General features: G+C 46.2%; 19 protein-coding genes. 9 read left to right on the plus strand and 10 right to left on the minus strand.

What is annotated here, in order from left to right; genetic code table 11:
• The first annotated feature begins 8 nt into the window (after positions 1-8).
• Positions 9-1,796 (plus strand): GGDEF domain-containing protein, encoded by a 1,788-nt coding sequence (locus AYO36_RS14340; RefSeq protein ID WP_064300804.1) that lies wholly within the window; start codon positions 9-11, stop codon positions 1,794-1,796.
• Positions 1,797-1,851: 55 nt separating this feature from the next.
• Here the strand turns inward: AYO36_RS14340 and AYO36_RS14345 are convergent, their stop codons facing one another.
• The 3 genes from AYO36_RS14345 to AYO36_RS14355 are packed head-to-tail and all read right to left on the minus strand — an operon-like array spanning position 1,852 to position 4,122.
• A complete protein-coding gene (locus AYO36_RS14345; RefSeq protein ID WP_023467267.1) occupies positions 1,852-2,496 on the minus strand; it encodes a hypothetical protein in 645 nt (214 codons plus the stop codon).
• The gene (locus tag AYO36_RS14350; RefSeq protein WP_064300805.1) at positions 2,493-3,665 is read right to left on the minus strand and encodes a DEAD/DEAH box helicase; all 1,173 of its coding nucleotides are present in this window, start codon (positions 3,663-3,665) and stop codon (positions 2,493-2,495) included. The genes AYO36_RS14345 and AYO36_RS14350 overlap by 4 nt, the downstream gene beginning before the upstream one ends.
• A gap of 28 nt (positions 3,666-3,693) precedes the next feature.
• Entirely contained in the window at positions 3,694-4,122 is a 429-nt protein-coding gene (locus AYO36_RS14355) for a hypothetical protein (RefSeq protein ID WP_050678235.1), read from the minus strand.
• Positions 4,123-4,461: 339 nt separating this feature from the next.
• On the opposite strand from AYO36_RS14355, the gene pflB reads away from it, so the two are divergent.
• The 3 genes from pflB (at position 4,462) to abc-f (ending at position 9,440) form a co-directional block, all read left to right on the plus strand.
• Positions 4,462-6,711, plus strand: coding sequence for a formate C-acetyltransferase (gene pflB / locus AYO36_RS14360; RefSeq protein WP_064300806.1), 2,250 nt, complete (start codon positions 4,462-4,464; stop codon positions 6,709-6,711).
• A 34-nt stretch (positions 6,712-6,745) separates the two neighbouring features.
• Entirely contained in the window at positions 6,746-7,465 is a 720-nt protein-coding gene (pflA, locus tag AYO36_RS14365; protein WP_023467263.1) for a pyruvate formate-lyase-activating protein, read from the plus strand.
• Between the two features lie 274 nt (positions 7,466-7,739).
• Entirely contained in the window at positions 7,740-9,440 is a 1,701-nt protein-coding gene (gene abc-f, locus AYO36_RS14370; RefSeq protein ID WP_064300807.1) for a ribosomal protection-like ABC-F family protein, read from the plus strand.
• A gap of 72 nt (positions 9,441-9,512) precedes the next feature.
• On the opposite strand, the gene rsgA is transcribed toward abc-f, so the two are convergent.
• A complete protein-coding gene (gene rsgA / locus AYO36_RS14375; protein WP_064300808.1) occupies positions 9,513-10,562 on the minus strand; it encodes a ribosome small subunit-dependent GTPase A in 1,050 nt (349 codons plus the stop codon).
• Positions 10,563-10,835: 273 nt separating this feature from the next.
• Here rsgA and AYO36_RS14380 point away from each other — a divergent pair, with 273 nt between their 5' ends.
• Genes AYO36_RS14380 through AYO36_RS14400 form a run of 5 tightly spaced genes read left to right on the plus strand, consistent with a single transcriptional unit; the run spans position 10,836 to position 14,308 of the window.
• Positions 10,836-11,213 (plus strand): lmo0954 family membrane protein, encoded by a 378-nt coding sequence (locus AYO36_RS14380; protein WP_023467260.1) that lies wholly within the window; start codon positions 10,836-10,838, stop codon positions 11,211-11,213.
• Between the two features lie 50 nt (positions 11,214-11,263).
• Positions 11,264-11,881 (plus strand): PspA/IM30 family protein, encoded by a 618-nt coding sequence (locus AYO36_RS14385; RefSeq protein WP_029340865.1) that lies wholly within the window; start codon positions 11,264-11,266, stop codon positions 11,879-11,881.
• A gap of 59 nt (positions 11,882-11,940) precedes the next feature.
• The gene (gene liaF, locus AYO36_RS14390; RefSeq protein ID WP_029340864.1) at positions 11,941-12,660 is read left to right on the plus strand and encodes a cell wall-active antibiotics response protein LiaF; all 720 of its coding nucleotides are present in this window, start codon (positions 11,941-11,943) and stop codon (positions 12,658-12,660) included.
• Positions 12,657-13,682 carry a sensor histidine kinase gene (locus AYO36_RS14395; protein WP_034785901.1) on the plus strand — a complete coding sequence of 342 codons (1,026 nt, stop codon included), beginning with the start codon at positions 12,657-12,659 and terminating at the stop codon, positions 13,680-13,682. Before liaF ends, AYO36_RS14395 begins: the two co-directional genes overlap by 4 nt.
• Positions 13,679-14,308 carry a response regulator gene (locus AYO36_RS14400; protein WP_023467256.1) on the plus strand — a complete coding sequence of 210 codons (630 nt, stop codon included), beginning with the start codon at positions 13,679-13,681 and terminating at the stop codon, positions 14,306-14,308. Before AYO36_RS14395 ends, AYO36_RS14400 begins: the two co-directional genes overlap by 4 nt.
• Before the next feature lie 297 nt (positions 14,309-14,605).
• On the opposite strand, the gene AYO36_RS14405 is transcribed toward AYO36_RS14400, so the two are convergent.
• From AYO36_RS14405 to tagD, 6 genes are all read right to left on the minus strand, one after another.
• Positions 14,606-16,297: a b(o/a)3-type cytochrome-c oxidase subunit 1 gene (locus AYO36_RS14405; RefSeq protein ID WP_064300809.1), complete on the minus strand. Its 1,692-nt coding sequence runs from the start codon at positions 16,295-16,297 to the stop codon at positions 14,606-14,608.
• A 1-nt stretch (position 16,298) separates the two neighbouring features.
• A complete protein-coding gene (locus tag AYO36_RS14410; RefSeq protein ID WP_050678241.1) occupies positions 16,299-16,769 on the minus strand; it encodes a cytochrome c oxidase subunit II in 471 nt (156 codons plus the stop codon).
• Positions 16,770-16,781: 12 nt separating this feature from the next.
• Positions 16,782-16,895, minus strand: coding sequence for a hypothetical protein (locus tag AYO36_RS16840; protein WP_023467253.1), 114 nt, complete (start codon positions 16,893-16,895; stop codon positions 16,782-16,784).
• A gap of 218 nt (positions 16,896-17,113) precedes the next feature.
• Positions 17,114-17,827 (minus strand): Crp/Fnr family transcriptional regulator, encoded by a 714-nt coding sequence (locus AYO36_RS14415; RefSeq protein ID WP_231884726.1) that lies wholly within the window; start codon positions 17,825-17,827, stop codon positions 17,114-17,116.
• A 160-nt stretch (positions 17,828-17,987) separates the two neighbouring features.
• Positions 17,988-19,142 carry a CDP-glycerol glycerophosphotransferase family protein gene (locus tag AYO36_RS14420; RefSeq protein WP_064300810.1) on the minus strand — a complete coding sequence of 385 codons (1,155 nt, stop codon included), beginning with the start codon at positions 19,140-19,142 and terminating at the stop codon, positions 17,988-17,990.
• Positions 19,143-19,195: 53 nt separating this feature from the next.
• Positions 19,196-19,585 carry a glycerol-3-phosphate cytidylyltransferase gene (tagD, locus tag AYO36_RS14425; RefSeq protein ID WP_050678243.1) on the minus strand — a complete coding sequence of 130 codons (390 nt, stop codon included), beginning with the start codon at positions 19,583-19,585 and terminating at the stop codon, positions 19,196-19,198.
• Positions 19,586-19,597 lie beyond the last annotated feature (12 nt).

The raw sequence follows: 19,597 nt of genomic DNA on the forward strand, positions 1-19,597 counted from the left end.
GGGAGTCCATGCTTAAATCGAACTATTTCATCCGTTGGTTTCCTGCCATGCTCTTGATCTCATTCGCCTTAATGATCCTTGCCACATGGACCCCTTCCATCTCTAATCGGATCGTTGAACAAGTACTACAGTATGCCTCTCTTGGATTAATTGCTTATTTTATTCTTACTGCTTATCGTAAGGAACAAGCATTAGTCGTACCAAGACGAAAATTCTGGCTGATTGCTTTAGGATCACTGGTTTTATCCTGTATCGGTTCCGTTCTTGAGACATTACATTTCTTCAATCCAGACTTTCCAGTTCCATCTATTTATAGCCTAATTTTATTTTCAATATCCCATTACGTATTCTTATACGCGATTTTTTACCGAATCATCACAAAACGGACACTCGGACAACACGTACTCGCTTTCGTCGACGCCGCGATCATCGTCGTTTTCATTGGACTTGTCGCGTTTCACGTCCTCAATGAATTGACGAATCCTGGACTGCAAACTGTTCCTTATGCCATCATCGTCATCACGAATACATCACTCGGTTTATTCGTTTTATTCTATTTCACGTTCATCCAAGAAACCCATTGGGTATCAAGGATGGCATTGTTCTTATTGTTTTTATCCATTTTTATTCGCGGTATCTACGAAGTCTCAAGTGTTTATTTTCCGGACTTCTCAGCGAATTATCTGCTGTTTTTCCCGATCTTGATCCGTTTGGCGCAAAGTGCAGCTATTCTATGGCATATTGATCATATCGAAGAAGGAACCACTCGAACGACGGTCATTCCCCGTTCCTGGCTCCCTCTACTGGCCGTTCCTTTATTTATTCATTACATGGTGGAACGAGAAGGCGGAAAGCTCGATATCTTCATCATTTTAGTTTTACTAATCATTCGACAAATCTTGATTGCTCGTCAGCATGGGTTGATCGTCGCACAATTACACGAACGGAATGAACAACTCGCTTCACGCATCGAGCACCGAAAACAACAAATCAAAGATAGTGAACAGCAAGTCATTCCACTCTTTCTCGGTCATCCTGACCCGATGATTCGACTCGATCAATCCGGAACGGCACTATACGCAAATTTAGCTGCCCAACGTCTGTTTCATTTACCCGACATGACGATTGAACATATTCCACGTACGATGCGTCACTTATTAGAAACACTTGAGACAGATATCGATGAGTATGAAGATGAACAACATAGACGATATGAGATCATTGATATTCCGATTCAAATTGCCACCACCTCGATGGGACGTTTCACGATTTTACATGACGTCACTGAACGAAAGCTCCGGCAAAAACGTATCGAATACCACGCCTACCATGACGCCTTGACAAGTATCGGAAACCGTCGTTCGTTAGAGCGAGATTTTTCGAACCATCTCCTCGAGATGAATTATCTTGCGGTAGTCGATTTAGACGGTTTTAAACAAGTCAATGATACGTATGGTCATGAAGCAGGTGATTACGTATTGATCGAGGTCGCGAAACGATTGAGCGAGCATACGAATTCTTTAGAACAGGTGTATCGACTTGGTGGAGATGAGTTCGCGATCCTCTTACACGCCGATGATGAACTGTCCTTACGTCGAAAATGCAAATCCTTCTTACACTTTTTAAGACGTCCTTACGTTTATAAAGGACAATCCTTATTCGTTTCTGCAAGCATCGGTGTGACCGCGTGTCATAAGGCTGATCTTGAAACATGCTTAAAGCAAGCCGACCTTGCCATGTATCGCGTGAAACATCGGGATAAAAACGATGTCGCCCTATATCGAGCAGATTCTTGAAAAAAAACCTAGAACACATTGATCATAATCGGTCATGTGTCCTAGGTTTTTTCGATTATTCTTCTGGTCTCGGCGCAATGTTGCCTTCTTCGATATCGAGGAGTAAGTCGATCAATTCCGCACAAAACTCAGGGTACTGGCGAAGCAACGCGTCTTCTCCTACTTCATCCACGAAGTCCGTCAACAAAGCGAGGACTTCTGGTACCAGTGCGCGCGCTACTTTCATATAGGCAATCGCAAAGCGCCATTTCCCAGAAATGTAGAGCAGTTTCCCAATCAACAAATCACCTGGTTCGACTTCAATCTCAGACAAATCCGTTTGATACGTCTGTTTTGACATTAAATCAACGACACCATCCGCCTCGACTTGAAACAACGAAGGCATCGGGTCCGCTAATCCACGCAAGGCACGGTAGAGGCTAGGCGATAACTCTTCTTTGACCTGCTCAAGAAAACGACCGTGCGGCGTTTTTCCTTGATCATCCGTCTCATAGAAGATTGCCCAATCTACGAATAAGTCCCGGAACAATTCAGCATCTTTTAAATACCAACGTCCCTCCGTCGCAATCTCTTCAATGAAAGCGACCCAATCCGTACTACGCGCTGTCGCTGCTTCTTGATACATCTTCTTCAAGGCTGCATTCATTTCCGCTTCAGAAACCGTCGTCGGAAACGGAATTACTTTTCGATCGTTCTTCATTTCGATCGCCCTTTCCGGTGAGGAGTAGCCGGTCGTTTAATCGTCTGAGGTGCTGTGAATTCACGTTTTGGAATGACTTCCCCACGGTAAATTTCCATCGCTTCCATCTCGACGCCCATTTGCTTCGCAAGTGTTTTTAAGTGTTTTAAGTCTTGATCCGTAACAAGAGCAAGTACCATTCCGTTCGCGTTTCCACGTCCCGTCCGACCTGAACGGTGTACGAAATCGTCAAGCGACTCCGGCAAATCATAATGGACGACATGCGTGACTGCTTCGATATCTAACCCACGTGCCGCAAGACCTGTCGTGACGAGTAAAGGAAACTCTCCCTTTTTATAAGAACGCAATGTCTCCATCCGCTCTCGTTTGCCTTTTTCAGCGTCTAAAATCCGGTATTTCAATGAGTATTTACTCAACTCGCCATTCAATGGTCCGAGGAAGGAACGGTTATTAATGAATGTCAGTACTTTTGATCCTTGCATGTTCGCCAGACGACGTAACAATTCCGGCTTCTGACGACGTGAAGTCTCCAAATAACCAAATGTCACTTGTGTGCTGACGGCACGCTCAACACGAATTGTCTCAGGATTATTCGCAAGCGTCCGTCCCCATTCTGCTGTCCGTTCCGGTAATGTAGCTGAGACGAATGCCAGTTGTCGATCGCGTAGTGCACTGTTTGCGATCCGCGTCGCCGAGTCACTCATACCACTCTCATAGATTTGATCCGCTTCGTCCAAGACGATCAATTTCACCTTATGCATCTTCAACTTCTTCGAATCAATCAACTCAACGAGACGCCCTGGCGTTCCGACGATGATTTGTGGTTTTTTCTTTAATCGTTCATATTGTCGTTTTAATTCAACACCACCAATGAATGCACCGGATTTGATACCACTTCCTTGGGCAAACAATTGAATGACTTGATGAATTTGCATGACGAGTTCCCGTGTTGGTGCCGTGATCACGACTTGCACGTGTGGTTCTTCTACTTCAATCTTTTCTAAAGCTGGAATGACATAGGCAAGCGTCTTCCCTGTTCCTGTCGGCGCTTCAGCCAGGACATCTTTTCCTTCGCGCAACAATGGAATCGCTTGTTCTTGAACAGGCATCAACTCGGTAAAGCGTGCGCGCTCCCATGCTTCCTGTAAAAATGGTTTTGTAAAGTTCATAACGATTTCTCCTACTCTCTTAATTCCATCATGCCGTTACGTATTCGACATGATCTCCTGATGCATCACGGTAACCCCGTAATGTCTGTGTATATTCATTTCCTGCATCGAGCAATCGAATGTGGAACCGGATCTCTCCTTCACCGGCTTCTTCTTCTAGAATCTCGAATCCTTGGATGACACGATCCTGTAATTCTGCAGCGAGTGCCGGGTACTCCGCAAGACTCGCATACGTCGATTTTACGTCAACCGGACGACGAACAAGCGCAATCCAATACGATTCATCATAGCCGATAAAGTCCTCATAATCAAAATCATCTTCAAACCGAATCCAGAATCCATCATTTTCGAATTCCGTGATCATTCCCGTTCGCGTTGAACCGTCCGATCCGATTTTCAGTGAGACCCAGTCTCCTGACTGATACTCTCCTTGTTGTGTTAATGATACATACTCCATTTGGCACACCTCCACGTTCTATATTCCCTTTTTCATTGTCAACGATACGTCTTAAAAATACAAGGCACCGTAGCGTGACATTCCTCACAGTTTCAACTGTTCTAGTAAATCTTTTTCAAATCAACTCATACAGTTTCTAAAAAACCTTGAATTAGCAATCTAAAACTGTTTTTTTTAAACTATTCTCATATGAATACAGAAATAAAGAAAGCCCATCATATCAACGTTTGTTCACTTGTTAAAACATTCACATGAACGTAAAGGGAATCACCCCTTCCTTTTGTTACACTATTCACATAAGGAACTGATGATTAGCTCAATATTAAAGGAGTGGTATCCATGTTATTAGAAAAAACGAGTGCCTGGACGAACTTTACGTCTGGTGAATGGGTAAAGACGATCGATGTCGCAGACTTCATCCGACTCAATCGCACGGAATATACAGGAGATGATCACTTTTTAGTCGGTCCGACGCAAGCAACGGAACGTCTCTGGCAACAAATTCTACAGCTGACGAATGAAGAGCGACAACGTGGTGGTGTGTATGCCGTCGATGCTAAAACACCATCAACGATCCTCTCGCATGATGCAGGGTATCTGAATCGCTCACTCGAAAAAATCGTCGGTTTACAGACAGACGAACCGTTTAAACGTTCGATTCATCCGAACGGTGGGATTCGGATGGTGAATGATGCCCTAGCTGCGTATGGCTTTGAAGCAGACGAGACCGTCACGAAAACCTTCAGCGAGTACCGGAAGACACATAACCAAGGGGTTTTCGATGCCTATACCCCTGAGATGCGCGCTGCACGTAAAGCCGGTATTATCACCGGATTACCTGATGCTTATGGTCGCGGACGGATCATCGGTGACTATCGTCGTGTTGCTTTGTACGGAACGGCACGCTTGATCGAAGAACGTAAGCAGGATTTAAAGGCACGTGGCGGGTTCTTATCTGAATCGATGATTCGCGACCGTGAAGAGATGAATGAACAGTTGCGCGCATTAACGGAATTGACCGAGCTTGGAGCTCGCTATGGTTTCGATCTCTCCCGCCCTGCAGAAACAGCACAAGAAGCATTCCAGTGGGTCTATCTTGCCTATCTTGCTGCCATCAAAGAGCAAAACGGGGCAGCCATGTCACTCGGTCGAGTCTCGACGTTCCTTGATATTTATGTCGAACGTGATCTTGCGGCTGGTCGCTTGACGGAAGAGACTGCACAAGAACTCGTCGATCATTTCGTCATGAAGCTTCGGATCGTTAAGTTCTTACGGACACCAGACTACAACGATCTGTTCTCAGGTGATCCGACGTGGGTAACGGAATCAATCGGTGGAATGAGTGAAGATGGGCGATCAAACGTCACGAAAAGTTCATTCCGCTTCTTACACACTCTCTCGACACTTGGTCCGGCACCGGAACCGAATCTAACCGTTCTCTGGTCTACTCAGCTTCCACGCGGATTCAAGGAATTCTGTGCGAAGATGTCGATCGTTTCAAGCTCGATTCAATATGAAAACGATGATTTGATGTTACCGGTTTATGGAGATGATTACGGCATCGCTTGTTGTGTCTCCGCGATGAAGATCGGGAAACAGATGCAGTTCTTCGGTGCGCGAGCAAACCTGGCAAAAGCATTACTTTATACGATCAATGGCGGAATGGACGAGAAGCTCAAAATCCAAGTTGCCCCAGCTACACCACTAATGCTCGACGAAGTACTCGATTACGAAACCGTCATGGCGGCTTATGATCGTCAACTCGATTGGCTCGCAGAACTGTACGTCAACACACTGAATGTCATCCACTACATGCATGATAAGTACAGCTACGAACGGATTGAAATGGCTTTACATGATCCAGAAATCTTACGGACGATGGCATGCGGTATCGCTGGTTTATCGGTCGTCGCTGACAGTCTATCCGCCATCCGTTACGCAACAGTTCGTCCAATCCGAGATGCGGATGGGATTGCAGTTGATTTTAAAATCGAAGGCGAGTTTCCGAAGTTCGGGAATAACGATGAACGGGTGGATCAGATGGCGGTCGATCTCGTCACACTGTTCATGGAGAAAATCCGTAAACATCCAACGTATCGCAATGCCCTTCCGACGCAGTCTGTCCTGACGATTACTTCAAACGTCGTCTATGGTAAAAAAACAGGAAATACGCCAGATGGACGCCGTGCGGGTGAACCATTCGCACCGGGTGCTAACCCGATGCATGGACGTGACACTAGAGGAGCTGTCGCCGCACTGACATCTGTCGGAAAATTACCATATGAACATGCGCTCGACGGGATTTCCTACACGTTCTCGATTGTTCCAAAAGCACTTGGTAAGGATGAGACCACACGTATTCGCAATACGGTCGGATTACTTGACGGATATATGGGTGGTACGACTTCAAAAGGACACCATTTGAATGTCAACGTCTTTGACCGTGAGACGTTACTCGATGCCATGGAGCATCCAGAACAATATCCACAGTTAACGATTCGGGTATCCGGTTATGCCGTTAACTTCATTAAACTGACGCGTGAACAACAGATCGATGTCATCAATCGAACGTTCCACGGTTCTCTCTAAAATGATGTGTAGTATGTGAAAGGAAGTGAGCAGTATGACCTATGGTATGATCCATTCCGTTGAATCATGTGGAACAGTCGATGGTCCTGGCATTCGATTCATCGTCTTTACGCAAGGATGTCCACTACGGTGTCAATACTGTCATAACGTGGATACATGGGAGTTCGGTTGCGGACGGCGTGTCTCGGCAGACGAAGTCGTAAAAGAAGCGATCAGCTATCGCTCCTTTTTCGAGGCCACGGGTGGCGGAATCACCTTCTCTGGAGGTGAACCGCTCGCTCAGCCAGAATTCTTGGAGGCTGCTTTAACAGAAGCAAAACGCCATGGACTGCATACGGTCATCGATACCGCGGGATCCGTCGTCCCGAAAAACATCGATGCGATTCTCGATGCGACGGATCTAGTACTACTCGATATCAAACATATCGACGATGCCGCTTGTCGCGTCTTGACTGGACGGAGTAACGCCAATACACTCGCCTTCGCAAAACGCCTAGCCGAGCGAAACATTCCCGTCTGGATTCGCCACGTCCTCGTTCCAGGTATTACGATGTCAGAACATTTCCTCCGTCAGACCGGCGAGTTCATCCGGACGCTCGGAAACGTCGAGCGCGTCGAAGTACTTCCGTATCATCAACTCGGTGTCTATAAGTGGGAAAACCTCGGTCTTGCATATCCGTTAACTGATGTGCTTCCCCCTTCATCAGAAGAAACGGATACTGCGCAAACATTACTTGAATCGTACTTGTGTTAACGTTTCCATTTTGTTACAATGACGGCATAGACTATGAACAGGAGGTACAACACCGAAATGAAGCAATCACTCGTACACGTCGCTTGATGAATGAAATCATCTCTTTCGCAATGCAGTTGCGGATGTCTGACGCTACGAGTCTGCTCTTTTTCGGTGTGACCAACCTCTGGCCAGCACCTTCTTTGAGTTACACTCCGGCACACCATCCGCTCGCTTCGGATGGTGTGTTTTTCATTTCATCTTATCGGAAATGAACACTAAAGGAGCTGCTTTTATGCCTACTGAAACACTTACGATCCAACACCTATCGATGGACTACGACGAACGACGCCTTTTCTCGGACGTTTCTTTTCATATTCATACCGGTGAACATGTCGCCTTAATCGGTCCGAACGGCATCGGAAAAACGACACTGTTACACTTGATCGCTGATCAACTTCAACCGACTGACGGTTCGATCAAGCGTCATTACAAAAAACTCGGTCTACTATCACAACACTTCGTGGCGGGCGATCACACCGTTCTTGATGTCGTCGAACGAGCGGATGCGGTTCGTTATCAACTTCGCACTAATGCCATGAATGGTGACTTGACGATTTATCAACAAGCAATCGATCAGGACGCCTTCTCGCTGGAAGCAGATGCAGCACGCGTCTTAAAAGAAGTCAAATTAGAGGAAGCACTCTGGACACACAAAGCATCCAGTTTAAGCGGTGGTGAACAGACGCGCCTCCAACTTGCCTGTCTGCTTCTATCACGACCTGATTTCATCATTCTCGATGAACCGACGAATCATCTGGATCAAGAGACACTCGAGTGGCTCACGGAATGGGTCAACATGTCACGGACCTCGATTCTCTATGTCTCACACGAACGATTCTTCATCGACGCAACGGCTGATGCCGTCATTGAATTATCCGAATCAGGGGCAACGCGATACAGCGGAAACTATCAGTCCTATAAAGAACAAAAGGAACATCAAGCTCTGTCGCAACAACGAGCGTACGAAAAACAAGAACGCACCCGTAAAGAGCTGACACGCATGATTCAGGGTTATCGGCAATGGCATCAAAAAGCCTCGAATCAAGCGAGTGAACGGGATCCGTATGCGAAAAAGAAGGCTGCTAAACATGCGACGAAGGTCAAGGCAAAAGAGCAGCAACTCGAGCGTCTACTCGAGGATCGTGTACAAAAACCACAGGTTGCACCGACTGTTCACGTCGCATTCGAACATGAAGCGATTCGTGCGAAACGACTGATTTCGTTTGAACGTGTCTCTTTCATGCATGAGACGAAACCGATCCTAAAGGATGTTTCGTTTACGGTAGAACGTGGTGACCGAATTGCTGTCATCGGACCGAATGGAAGCGGGAAAACGACCTTACTGCGTCTCATCGAGGGCGAATATGCTCCTCATCAAGGGAACGTAATCCGTCACCCTCGATTGAAGACCGGCTATTTTTCACAAGCCCTTTCCCACTTACCGACATCCGGTACGTTGTTAGAGGCATTACTTGAGTACGGCACGATGAGTGAAACGGACGCCCGGACGTTGCTCGCCTGTTTTTTATTCCGTCGCGATGATGTTTACCGGTCGATTTCCGACGCCAGTATGGGTGAGAAATGTCGGATCGCTTTCTTACGTCTGTATTTTTCTGGTGCTCACTTGCTTATTCTCGATGAACCAACGAACTATTTGGACCTTGCGACTCGTGAACAAATCGAAGCCGCCCTCGATGTTTTCCCTGGTGAGCTCCTCTTCGTCTCTCACGATCGTTATTTTACCGATCGGCTGTCGAATCGGACGTTTGATTTAACGACTGGATTCAACGATCATCCGGTCGGAACGGCCACGGTACGAAACGCGCGCCGAAGTGACCCTGAAGCGATTCAATCCGACTTACATCGTCTTGATGCGTTGACGGGTAACGTGCCGTTCCATACAGAAACAAATGAATTCCTTTCAAAAGAATAACGAGAAAAAAGCATCTGCATAGAAAAAGAGACTCCTTTTTCCGTTGCAGATGCTTTTCATATTTCAGTCGTATTATCGCTTTTGATACTTCACTTTCGTATGCGCTTGGGCCTGCTTGTGGATTTTTTTCCACTTTTCTTTCTCCGCCGCCTGCAACGCCACATTTTGCTTGCGTTCCGCATAGGCGATTTCTCGTTTTAGCTTGACGAAGCTGTTCCAGCGCTCAGCAGTTAGTGTACCATCTTCTAAAGCTGTCCGAACGGCACAGCCCGGTTCCTTATCATGTTCACAGTCTCGGAAACGACAGTTTTCAGCAAGCTCCTCAATATCGGAAAACGTCGACGATAAACCGTCACTGCCATCCCATAAGGCCAATTCTCGCATCCCCGGTGTATCAACAAGCAATAGACCGTTCGATAGTCGTTTCAGTTCGCGATGTGTCGTCGTGTGACGTCCACGTTCATCGTCTTCTCGTACGCCACCCGTCTCCATTAACTGTTCTCCAGCTAAAGCATTGACGAGCGTCGACTTCCCGACGCCGGACGACCCAACTAACACGATTGTCTGCTTGATTTGTAACTGTTCACGCAACTCCTCTAATCCGTCACCCGTCAAGGAATCAACGGCAAGGATTGGTGTTCCGAACGCGATCGCTTCGACAGCCTGTATTTCCGTTTCAATCGACGGCATCAGACTTTTTTTCGTCAGGACGATGATTGGTGTCACCCCTGCATCCCAAGCAACCGTTAAATAACGTTCCAGTCGACGGACGTTGAAGTCATGTCCAAAAGCCATGACGAGCAAGGCGACGTCAACATTCGCGCAGATGATTTGTTCCTCGGTCTCCGTTCCTGCCGCTTTTCGGGAAAATTGAGAAGATCGTGGCAAGACACGTTCGATCCGTCCTTTGCCTGGCTCTCGCTCTGTTTGGATGATCCAGTCTCCAACCGCTGGCAATTCAGCTTTCTTTCCCGATTGAAAACGCAATTTACCAGACAGTTCGCTCAGCGATTCTCCTGTTTCCGTCATGACACGATAATGCGTTTGATAGACGGCTATGATCCGTCCTAATCGTTCTGTTCCTGTCGTTTCGTAGACAGGTGGTGTACCCCATTCGTTCAAATGGTTTCCTCCTCTGATTTAAGGGAGGGAAACCCCTCCCTGGTTTCCGACACATGTTACTTTTTTAGCGTTGATTGTTGCACTCATCAACATCACTCCTCTCGATTCGATTCCCTTATAGAGTATCATATGAATCATTGGTTCTGATAGCGCTTCCCTTAAAGTCAGACCTTCTCTCCGCCTTAAGCCCGAGAGCAAATACGGTCCAAAGAGTGTCGTAGGAATAGAAGGACTCCCGTATCATAAAGGTATCAACACAAGGGAGGCTTCCTCATGAAGCAATCGAAAGGAAAACAATTGGTGATGATTCTCGCCGGACTGGCGTTACTTGCCGTCGTCATCGGAACATTACCGCATATGATCGGACTTGGCTTAGGGGCGTTACTCGCGTTCTATTCGATCAGTAAGTTCATGCAATCGAACAAATGGCCAGCGAAACTCGGCTTCGGATTCCTAGCAGCCATCGGAATCGGACTTGCCCTTTCGAACATCTGGGCAGTCATTGGAATCGCAGCAGCCATCGCATTGTACGTCGGTTACATGCGTATGAAACTACAACGTGTCAATGTTCAAGATCTCTTTAACCGTCGCCGTACATCAACGACACATTTCGAAGCAGACTGGAAAGACCTAGACGAAAAACGTTTCTAATCAAAATGTGTGACCCGATATCATTCGCCATTTCCAAGGAGGAATTTTTCATGAAAAACGTATTTGATCAACTCAACGATTTTGCGACACAAATGATGACAGAAGTCAAAAAAGCAGCCGAACAGGGTGAAGTACCTGCTAAAAAGCTCGTTCGTCATATTCGATCTACAGAAGCTGATTTAAAAGAGATTGATCGACTACTCGAGCGTCAACGGACATTGCTGCAAGAATTAACGCATAAACAAGAAGAAGCGAAGGATTTAGCAGATAAACGCTTCAAGCAAGTCGAGATCGCGAACGAAGCCGGTGAACAACAACTGGCTGAGCGTGCAGCCATCGAATCGAAGCATTACGGGGAGCAATACCGCTTCTTCGAAGAACTCGTCGCTGAGACGAAACGCGAGCTGAACGAATTGGAACGTGAAGCCCTCGAGTTGAAGTTGAAGCTCGAAGATCTACAAAACAAACGGTACGAATGGATGATGCGTGAAAACGTCTCGAACTTAAAAAACAAGATGAACCAGGTGCTAGATCGCGAACCAAATGCTACTATAAAAGAAGAAGCACATCCGTTCACGGCGGAAGAGCCTGAAGCAAAACAGCCAGCCGTTGATGAAGATGATATCGATGCGCGTATCGCTGAACTCGAGCGTCGCATTCACCAATAAGCAGTCAATGATGAAGGAGGCGTATGCCTCCCTTTGTCATGTTAGAAAGGAGATTGATCGTGCGACGATTAAGTACGAAACAACTGGTCGGTTACGTATCGATCCTGTTCGCCCTCGGTCTGTTCTATGACCTATTGTCCGGTGCAGGAAATGTATTGTTTGGTGTCTTATTTCCGTTCCTGCTGTATTATGTCGGGATTCATTTCCGACGACGCAATCATGAAAAATTAGCAATCCTCTTCTACATCGTCGGTACGATCATTCTTGCTGGCGTCGTCCTTAGTTCGGCTGCCATCGGTTTTGTCATTGCTGGTATCTTGCTCTATCTTGGGATCATTCTCGTGACACGACATTCTGTCCGCGAATTTTTATTTTCACGGATTGCTCCGCATCAATATGAAGAGGAAGGGATCAAGATTCAACCCGCTTACTCCTTCTCGACTCAAGCCGATGCACCGTACGTCTTACAGGATTTGAGTGAACAGTTCATCGTCAAGGATTTAGAAATCGATTTGACGCACGCTTACGTCCCGGAAGGTGAGACCTTGATCGTCGTCAGTGGTGTCGTCGGGGACGTCCGAATTCTTTTACCGTCCGGCTACGACTATACACTCGACACGTCAATCGGCTTCGGAAGCGTCAAGACGGACATCCGCCGGATTCCGACCTTCTTTAATCGACGCATTCAATTCCGGGCACCGGAATACGGTGAAGCAACGCGGAAGGTTCGCATTCATGTCATGCTCGGTATTGGCAACGTGGAGGTGTCTTCGATATGAAGCGTGATCAATTCCCGCTTGGTGTCATTGCCCTCCAAGTCATGACGGGCTTTTTGACGGCTGTCATGACAACGTTGTTATTCTTAAGTACACGACAAGTCGATTGGCATGTCCTATTCGTCCGTCAACAAGATTTCCCTGTCCTTCTACTCGTCATCGGACTCTCGTTATTACTACCGCTTGCCATCGGTAGCATGCATTACTTTTTCTTGCGACGTGACTTCAAACGTGTCACGACTGCCATCATTGAACTCGAGCAAGGAAAAGATGTGACGATCGTTCCGGGTCCCTACTTTCATACGTTGACACGCTTGTCGCGGATTGGAAAACGTATCGACGAACAAGTCGAGACCGTCCAAAAAATCAGTACACGTCCGCAACATGTTGAACAAGTAAGAGTTCAAGCCGTCACGGAAGAACGAAAACGACTCGCACGTGATTTACACGATTCCGTTTCGCAACAGCTCTATGCCATCTCCATGATGACGACAGCAGCTAAACAGACGATTCTGTCTCAACCTGAAGCTGCTGCCAAACAGATTGAGATGGTCGAGACGATGGCGCAAACGGCGCAGTCTGAAATGCGCTCCCTCTTACTTCAGCTTCGCCCTGTCGAACTCGAAGGAATGACGTTACAACAAGGACTTTCTCAACTGCTCGAAGAATTATCTAGAAAGCAGTCCACACAATTGAGTTGGAAGTTAGAAGAGATGTCACTTCCACGACAAATTGAAAACGAGTTATTCCGGATCGTTCAAGAAGGATTGACGAATGCATTACGTCACGCGAAAGCGTCTCATATGGATATCGAACTCCGACAATTCAACGAAACGATCATTCTGAGCATGAATGATGATGGTGTTGGATTCGTCGTTGATGAAAAAAAACTTGCCTCTTATGGCATTAATTCGATGCGGGAACGGACGGCTGAGATGGGCGGAACGATTCGTCTCGTCAGCGTTCCGGGACAAGGAACCCAAATCGAAGTCAAACTTAGAAAAGATCGGATGGTGCAAGTATGATACGCGTATTATTAGTAGATGACCACGAGATGGTCCGGGCCGGTGTGTCTGCTTTCCTTTCCACACAACCAGACATCGAGGTCGTCGCCGAAGCGTCGGATGGTCAAGCAGGAGCCTTGCTTGCGCTTGAACACCGACCGGATGTCATCTTGATGGATTTAGTAATGGAGCCAGTTGATGGCGTCGAAGGAACGCGACTGATCCGCAAAGACTGGCCGGAAGCAAAAATTCTCGTCGTGACGAGTTTTCTTGATGACGAGAAAGTCTATCCTGTCATTGAAGCGGGTGCGATGAGTTATGTTTTAAAGACCGCTAGCGCCTTTGACATCGCAGAAGCGATCCGCAAGACGGCAAACGGTCAATCCGTCATGGCAGCACAAGTGACCGGTAAAATGATGGAACGTCTTCGTCGTCCTACGACACACTTGCATGATGATTTGACGGAACGTGAGCAGGAAGTTCTTCAATTGATGGCTCGTGGTATGGCGAACCAAGAAATCGCAGACGAATTATTCATTTCTTTAAAAACCGTTAAGACACACGTCTCGAACATCTTATCGAAACTCGATGTCGTGGATCGTACGCAAGCGGTTGTCTATGCCTTCAAGCATAATCTCGTCAAATAAGATTTAGCCCTTCATTACTTATTCCTTAAGCTCACGCAAATAAGGGGCTGACTCAAAAGTCAGTCTCTACAAAGATAAGGGAGGCAGATTGATGATCTGCCTCCCTTATCTCGTAATAAAAAGAATGACGCGTCACACGCAACTCCTACAGGAAAAACGCATTTATGCGTTGTCAGAGACGAACAAGACCCGCTTTCCTGCTTAAATGAAGCAGGAAAACTGGCTTGTATCTCGCCTGAGGAAAGGGCGTGTACAGACGCGTCATTCTTTTTTTGAGTCAGCCCCTTCTTCTTTGTCTTACCAGAGTCTCCATCCGGGAGCTCCTGGAGGGGCATTTTCAATCATATGCCAAATCGGCACTGTATACGCAAACGCAATCAAAGCGAACGTTACGAAAATCCATAACTTCCAATTTTCAAAGAAGAGTGGCGTTGCCATCGCCTCTTCTTCCGTTTCAGCAATCGGAAATTCTTCCGTTCCTTTTGGCGTGCGGAAGGCAAGTTGGAACATCGCATAGAGGAATAGCAGAATCGAGATGAATAAAATCGTTCCGCCGATCGCCATTGCGACATGATATGGAATCCAGTCAGCGACGATGGAATCCTTGAAGTAGGCGGCTGGACCCGTCCGTCGTGGATTACCGAGTAGTCCTGAGATGTGCATCGCCGTCGACATGAAGAGCATTCCGATCGTCCAGGCAGCCGTTTGAATAAGCCCGAGACGATTCATTGCCGCTGTTAACGTCCGACCACGTAAGAGCGGGACAAGCCAGTAGGCTGTTCCGAAGAACGTCAGTGCGACAGCAGCACCGACCGTGATATGAAAGTGTCCCGTGACCCACAATGTGTTGTGAACGATGATGTTCAGCTGATGCGATGCATTAATGACACCACCTGCACCTGCTGGAATGAAGAACAACATCCCGATGAACGGTGCAAGGAACCGGACATCCCGATATGGCATTTTCTTCACCCAACCAAATATGCCAGTTGCCCCCTTCCGGCGACCCGCCAACTCAAAAGTCGCAAACATCGAGAAAGCAGTCATCAATGATGGAATGATGACGAGGAATGTCAAGACGACTTGGACATACTTCCAAAATGCAGAAATCCCCGGCTCTAACAATTGATGGTGAAAACCAACAGGGAATGAAAAGAGTAGGAATAACAAGAACGACATACGTGCTAACGCATCAGAAAAAATCTTCCCCCCAACAATTTTCGGAATGACCGTATACCAAACGATATAAGCAGGTAATAACCAAAAATAGACGAGTGGGTGACCAAAGTACCAAAATAGCGTCCGAGATAGTTCGATCCCGACCTTATCCGTCCAACCAAGAGATAAAGGAAGGAGTTGAAAGAGAATCGTTGCCGCTACGCCGAGTGTCGCAACCACCCATAACAAGGCAGTCATAATGCTCATGTAGGCTTGAAGCGGTGGATGAACACCAGGGTGTTCCCGCTTATAATCAGCATACATTCGGAACATGGCACCAGACGCGATCCACGTTCCGACGACGAAGATGACGAGTCCGATATAAAATACAGGATGTGCCTTGAGTGGTGCATAGAACGTATAGAGGACGGAAGCTTCACCTGCAAGCACCATCCACGTGACGAGGACGACACCAAGAATCATGAACCAGAACCCGACCCATCCGAGACGTCGCGGAAACTCTTCGAAGCGTCCGAACGATTGACCTAAAAATGAGAACAATAATCCGAAAATGAATAACGTCGTAAAGACGATTGCAAGCATCAATCCGTGAGCAGTCAGAAGCTCATAGTATCCGATTCCAGCGATTTCTGGAATAGCACCTGTCCGTACCATCGTTTGTAGTAATCCACATAGACCACCGATCAATAAGGCGACAAGTGAAAAACTAACATGTGCAAAGGCCAGTTTCGCTTCCTTGACTCCGATGACGGTAGCGGGTAGACCACGCTCCATCTCGAACTGTCTTAGTTTATTTGATATAGCATTCATCTTATTCCACCACCTTGATTTTCGTTGCCATCATATGATGGGCATTACCACAATATTCATTACAGACGACGAGATATTCGCCTGCTTCCTTGAACGTATACTCAATCGAATTAATATGTCCGGGAACGACCATCATGTTGACGTTCGTCTTAACGATTTCAAATCCATGAACGACGTCCTTCGATGTCACGAGAAAATCGACTGTCGCCCCTTTAGGTATGACCATATCTTTTGGTGTAAACTGAAAAGCTTGTGAAACGATGACCGCTTCGTATCGGTCATCATCAATCTTTTTTAGTCCTGGCTTATCAAACGGTTTCGTTTGATCGACTTTCGTCGGATCAATCAATGTCGCATCGGATGGTGGTTGATTGCCCGATGCAAAAGCGGATACACCGATGATGGTCAAGAAGACCGCTAGCATCGCTACTCCGAAGATCAGCCAAATTTTTTCTAAACGATGAATGTGCATCGTGATTCCCCCTTAACGTGATATGAACAATAGAAAGATTGAACTCCACATCCCGATGATGACACCTGCTACAATCAGGACGGCAACGAATGTTCCTTTTAGGTTCGATTCTGTCTTTTGACTCATCGTGATTACTCCTTTCCTACTCTGAACTTGTCTTTATTGTAAGAATTCAGCAAGTCTGGAAACTGTGATAAATATCACTTTAAATATGAAGATTCCGCACTTTTCATTTCGAAAACACACAGAAAGTTCACATCTAAACGAGCGTAGAAAAAACTTTTATACATAAAAATAACGCGAGACAGGAAAGTCCTGTTTCGCGTCGGGATGATTCGTACATCTTAAATTCGACAAACACCTGCCGGACACCCTTCACAATGACACAAATCCCGGAGATATTGCGGATCGTGAATGATGATTTCTTTTGCAGTCATCGAAATGACCCCTTCTTTTTTCCACTGAGAAAACATACGATTAACGGTCTCACGTGGTGCACCAATCAATTGACCAAACTCACCGTCGGATGGTCGCTTCGCAAGACGATACGTTTCTCCCACTTGTTCCCCTTCCATCGCAATCAAGCGAAGTAACGTCGAAGCTAATGCCCCTGGTTTTCCAAACAGTAGTAAGTCACGTAATTTCGTTTCCGTTTGCTTCCGCATTAATGCTTGCCATCGCATGATCTCAAGCGCAAAGGCACCATCTTTTTTCATAAGCTCTTCTAATTGGTTTTTCGATAAGAATCCGATGATGCTATCTTCCATCGTTTCAATACTGTAGGAACTCGGAAAAGCTTCTCCTACATCAAATTCGCCAAACAAATCTCCTTTGAAATATAAAAACATGAGTAATGGACTGCCTTTTTTCGTCAACTTCGATAGTTTGACGCCTCCTTGTTTCACATAAAACAACTTATCGTTCATTTCCCCTTCCCAACAGACAATGGAATCCTTTTTGAACGTCGTTTCTGTCATGAAGCTCTCAAGCAACGTTCGCGTTTCGGGTGATAAGACGAACGTATTGGCTTCAGTCGTTCCACAAGTTAGCATATCCATTTCTCCTCTCCTCTTCTTCTGCTTTTAGTATAGAACATCACAGTCGAAAAGAATGGATTTTCAAAAGATTGTCAAACTTTGTTCAACATTTCACATTACTATTTTTAAAATGACCTGACGACTACTTTTAAGAATACAAAAGAAATCGTCAGGAGTGATGTCATGGATTTATACCATAGTAATGATGAACAATTCGATTGACTGCTTGACCCGGTGTCTGATCATACCAGCTCTGTTGGAACTTCTGCATGTGTTGACGACATTCTTCAAGTATCACATCAGACGTGATCCACTCCATCAACTGCTCCATCCGTTCTGTCTGTCGGACAGGTAGCGGTTTCGGATACTGATCCACGAGCCCTGGTAGTTGTCGGTATGTGTCGATGTCCGGTGTATACAAGAACGCCGGAATGTTGAGGAGACAGCTTTCAAATGGAATCGAAGAATAATCAGTTACGAGCACATCTGTGATCAGCAAGTAATCATTGATCTGATACGTATCGTCCAAAAGATGGATATGGTTAGAACGATAGGTAGAAAGAGACCGAATCGTTGGATGTAATTTAACGAGAATCGTCCATCCCGCTTGAGCAAGTTGTTCGAACTGTTGAATCGTATGATCTTCTGTTCCTTTGTATTCCCGGTATGTCGGTGCATACAATAATATTCGACGATCAGTCTTTACATATTGTTTTCTTAATTCCAATGTTTTCTGCTTTCGTTGCTTCTCATCAAACCAATAGTCCGTTCGCGGCATGCCGAATGGTTTAAAGTGAGACCGTTTTAAGTCGTGTGGTGCCATGAACTGTGTCGCACAGCGCATCCCTGGTACGATGAAATCACCATATTCCTGATAAACACGTCGAAAACGATTTCGTACTCGTTCTGATACGAACAGACTTTTGGAGGAGGTCAGTCCAAACTGCTTTAATGTTCCTGCCGCATGCCATAGCTGGATACGTCGTGTTCCTCGTCGCGTTGTTGCGACACTGAATTCGGCGACATAATTATCGACGAAGACCGTCCGGGAGGTCGCAAGCAAATACGCCAATCGGACGAATCGTAAACGACGAAAGCGAAGAGTCCGATCTGACTTCCACAGATCCGGCTGCTTCATGAAATGATGATCATATACCAGATACCGTTTCTCACTTGGCAATTCCTGCGCTAAGCGATCATTAACAGGTTTCGCGTTATCACCATACGTCATCCAAAACAAAGTGACTGGTCGAAGCGGTAGCAATCGAAAGACACCATAACAAATACGAAACAACAATAAATAGACCCATACGATACCTTCTCTAACCACTTTCATCCTGCCCTTCTACGAAGAAAGACCGCACGTCGATCGTGTGGTCTCCTCTTCAATCACTTCGAAGCTAATTCCGTTTTAATCTGGCTTGTAGAGATGCCTTCAGTCCGACTGAGGTAAACGACTTCACAGTGCTCCTTCAAGAAGTCGAACTCGCCTTTCCAGTCGTCACCCATGACGAAGAGATCAACATCATGTTTTTTCACATCTTCTACTTTTTGATCCCAGCTGTTTTCTGGAATAACTTCATCCACATAACGGATGGCTTCAAGGATCATCTTCCGATTCTCAAAGTTATGGTAAGACTGTTTATGTTTTAAACGATTGAATTCGTCTGTCGAAATCGCGACGATGAGGTAATCGCCCATCTCTTTGGCACGTTTTAAGATGTTGATATGACCCCAGTGCAATAAATCAAATGTTCCGTACGTAATAACCTTCTTCATGATTTTGCTCTC

It is taken from the genome of Exiguobacterium sp. KKBO11 (assembly GCF_001644945.1).
Lineage (GTDB): Bacteria > Bacillota > Bacilli > Exiguobacteriales > Exiguobacteriaceae > Exiguobacterium_A > Exiguobacterium_A abrahamii.

Coding starts and splice junctions, on each gene's coding strand:
- AYO36_RS14340 (WP_064300804.1), top strand. CDS start 9: ATGCTTAAATCGAACTATTTCATCCGTTGGTTTCCTGCCATGCTCTTG.
- AYO36_RS14345 (WP_023467267.1), bottom strand. CDS start 2,496: ATGAAGAACGATCGAAAAGTAATTCCGTTTCCGACGACGGTTTCTGAA.
- AYO36_RS14350 (WP_064300805.1), bottom strand. CDS start 3,665: ATGAACTTTACAAAACCATTTTTACAGGAAGCATGGGAGCGCGCACGC.
- AYO36_RS14355 (WP_050678235.1), bottom strand. CDS start 4,122: ATGGAGTATGTATCATTAACACAACAAGGAGAGTATCAGTCAGGAGAC.
- pflB (WP_064300806.1), top strand. CDS start 4,462: ATGTTATTAGAAAAAACGAGTGCCTGGACGAACTTTACGTCTGGTGAA.
- pflA (WP_023467263.1), top strand. CDS start 6,746: ATGACCTATGGTATGATCCATTCCGTTGAATCATGTGGAACAGTCGAT.
- abc-f (WP_064300807.1), top strand. CDS start 7,740: ATGCCTACTGAAACACTTACGATCCAACACCTATCGATGGACTACGAC.
- AYO36_RS14380 (WP_023467260.1), top strand. CDS start 10,836: ATGAAGCAATCGAAAGGAAAACAATTGGTGATGATTCTCGCCGGACTG.
- AYO36_RS14385 (WP_029340865.1), top strand. CDS start 11,264: ATGAAAAACGTATTTGATCAACTCAACGATTTTGCGACACAAATGATG.
- AYO36_RS14395 (WP_034785901.1), top strand. CDS start 12,657: ATGAAGCGTGATCAATTCCCGCTTGGTGTCATTGCCCTCCAAGTCATG.
- AYO36_RS14400 (WP_023467256.1), top strand. CDS start 13,679: ATGATACGCGTATTATTAGTAGATGACCACGAGATGGTCCGGGCCGGT.
- AYO36_RS14405 (WP_064300809.1), bottom strand. CDS start 16,297: ATGAATGCTATATCAAATAAACTAAGACAGTTCGAGATGGAGCGTGGT.
- AYO36_RS14410 (WP_050678241.1), bottom strand. CDS start 16,769: ATGCACATTCATCGTTTAGAAAAAATTTGGCTGATCTTCGGAGTAGCG.
- AYO36_RS16840 (WP_023467253.1), bottom strand. CDS start 16,895: ATGAGTCAAAAGACAGAATCGAACCTAAAAGGAACATTCGTTGCCGTC.
- AYO36_RS14415 (WP_231884726.1), bottom strand. CDS start 17,827: ATGGATATGCTAACTTGTGGAACGACTGAAGCCAATACGTTCGTCTTA.
- AYO36_RS14420 (WP_064300810.1), bottom strand. CDS start 19,142: ATGAAAGTGGTTAGAGAAGGTATCGTATGGGTCTATTTATTGTTGTTT.
- tagD (WP_050678243.1), bottom strand. CDS start 19,585: ATGAAGAAGGTTATTACGTACGGAACATTTGATTTATTGCACTGGGGT.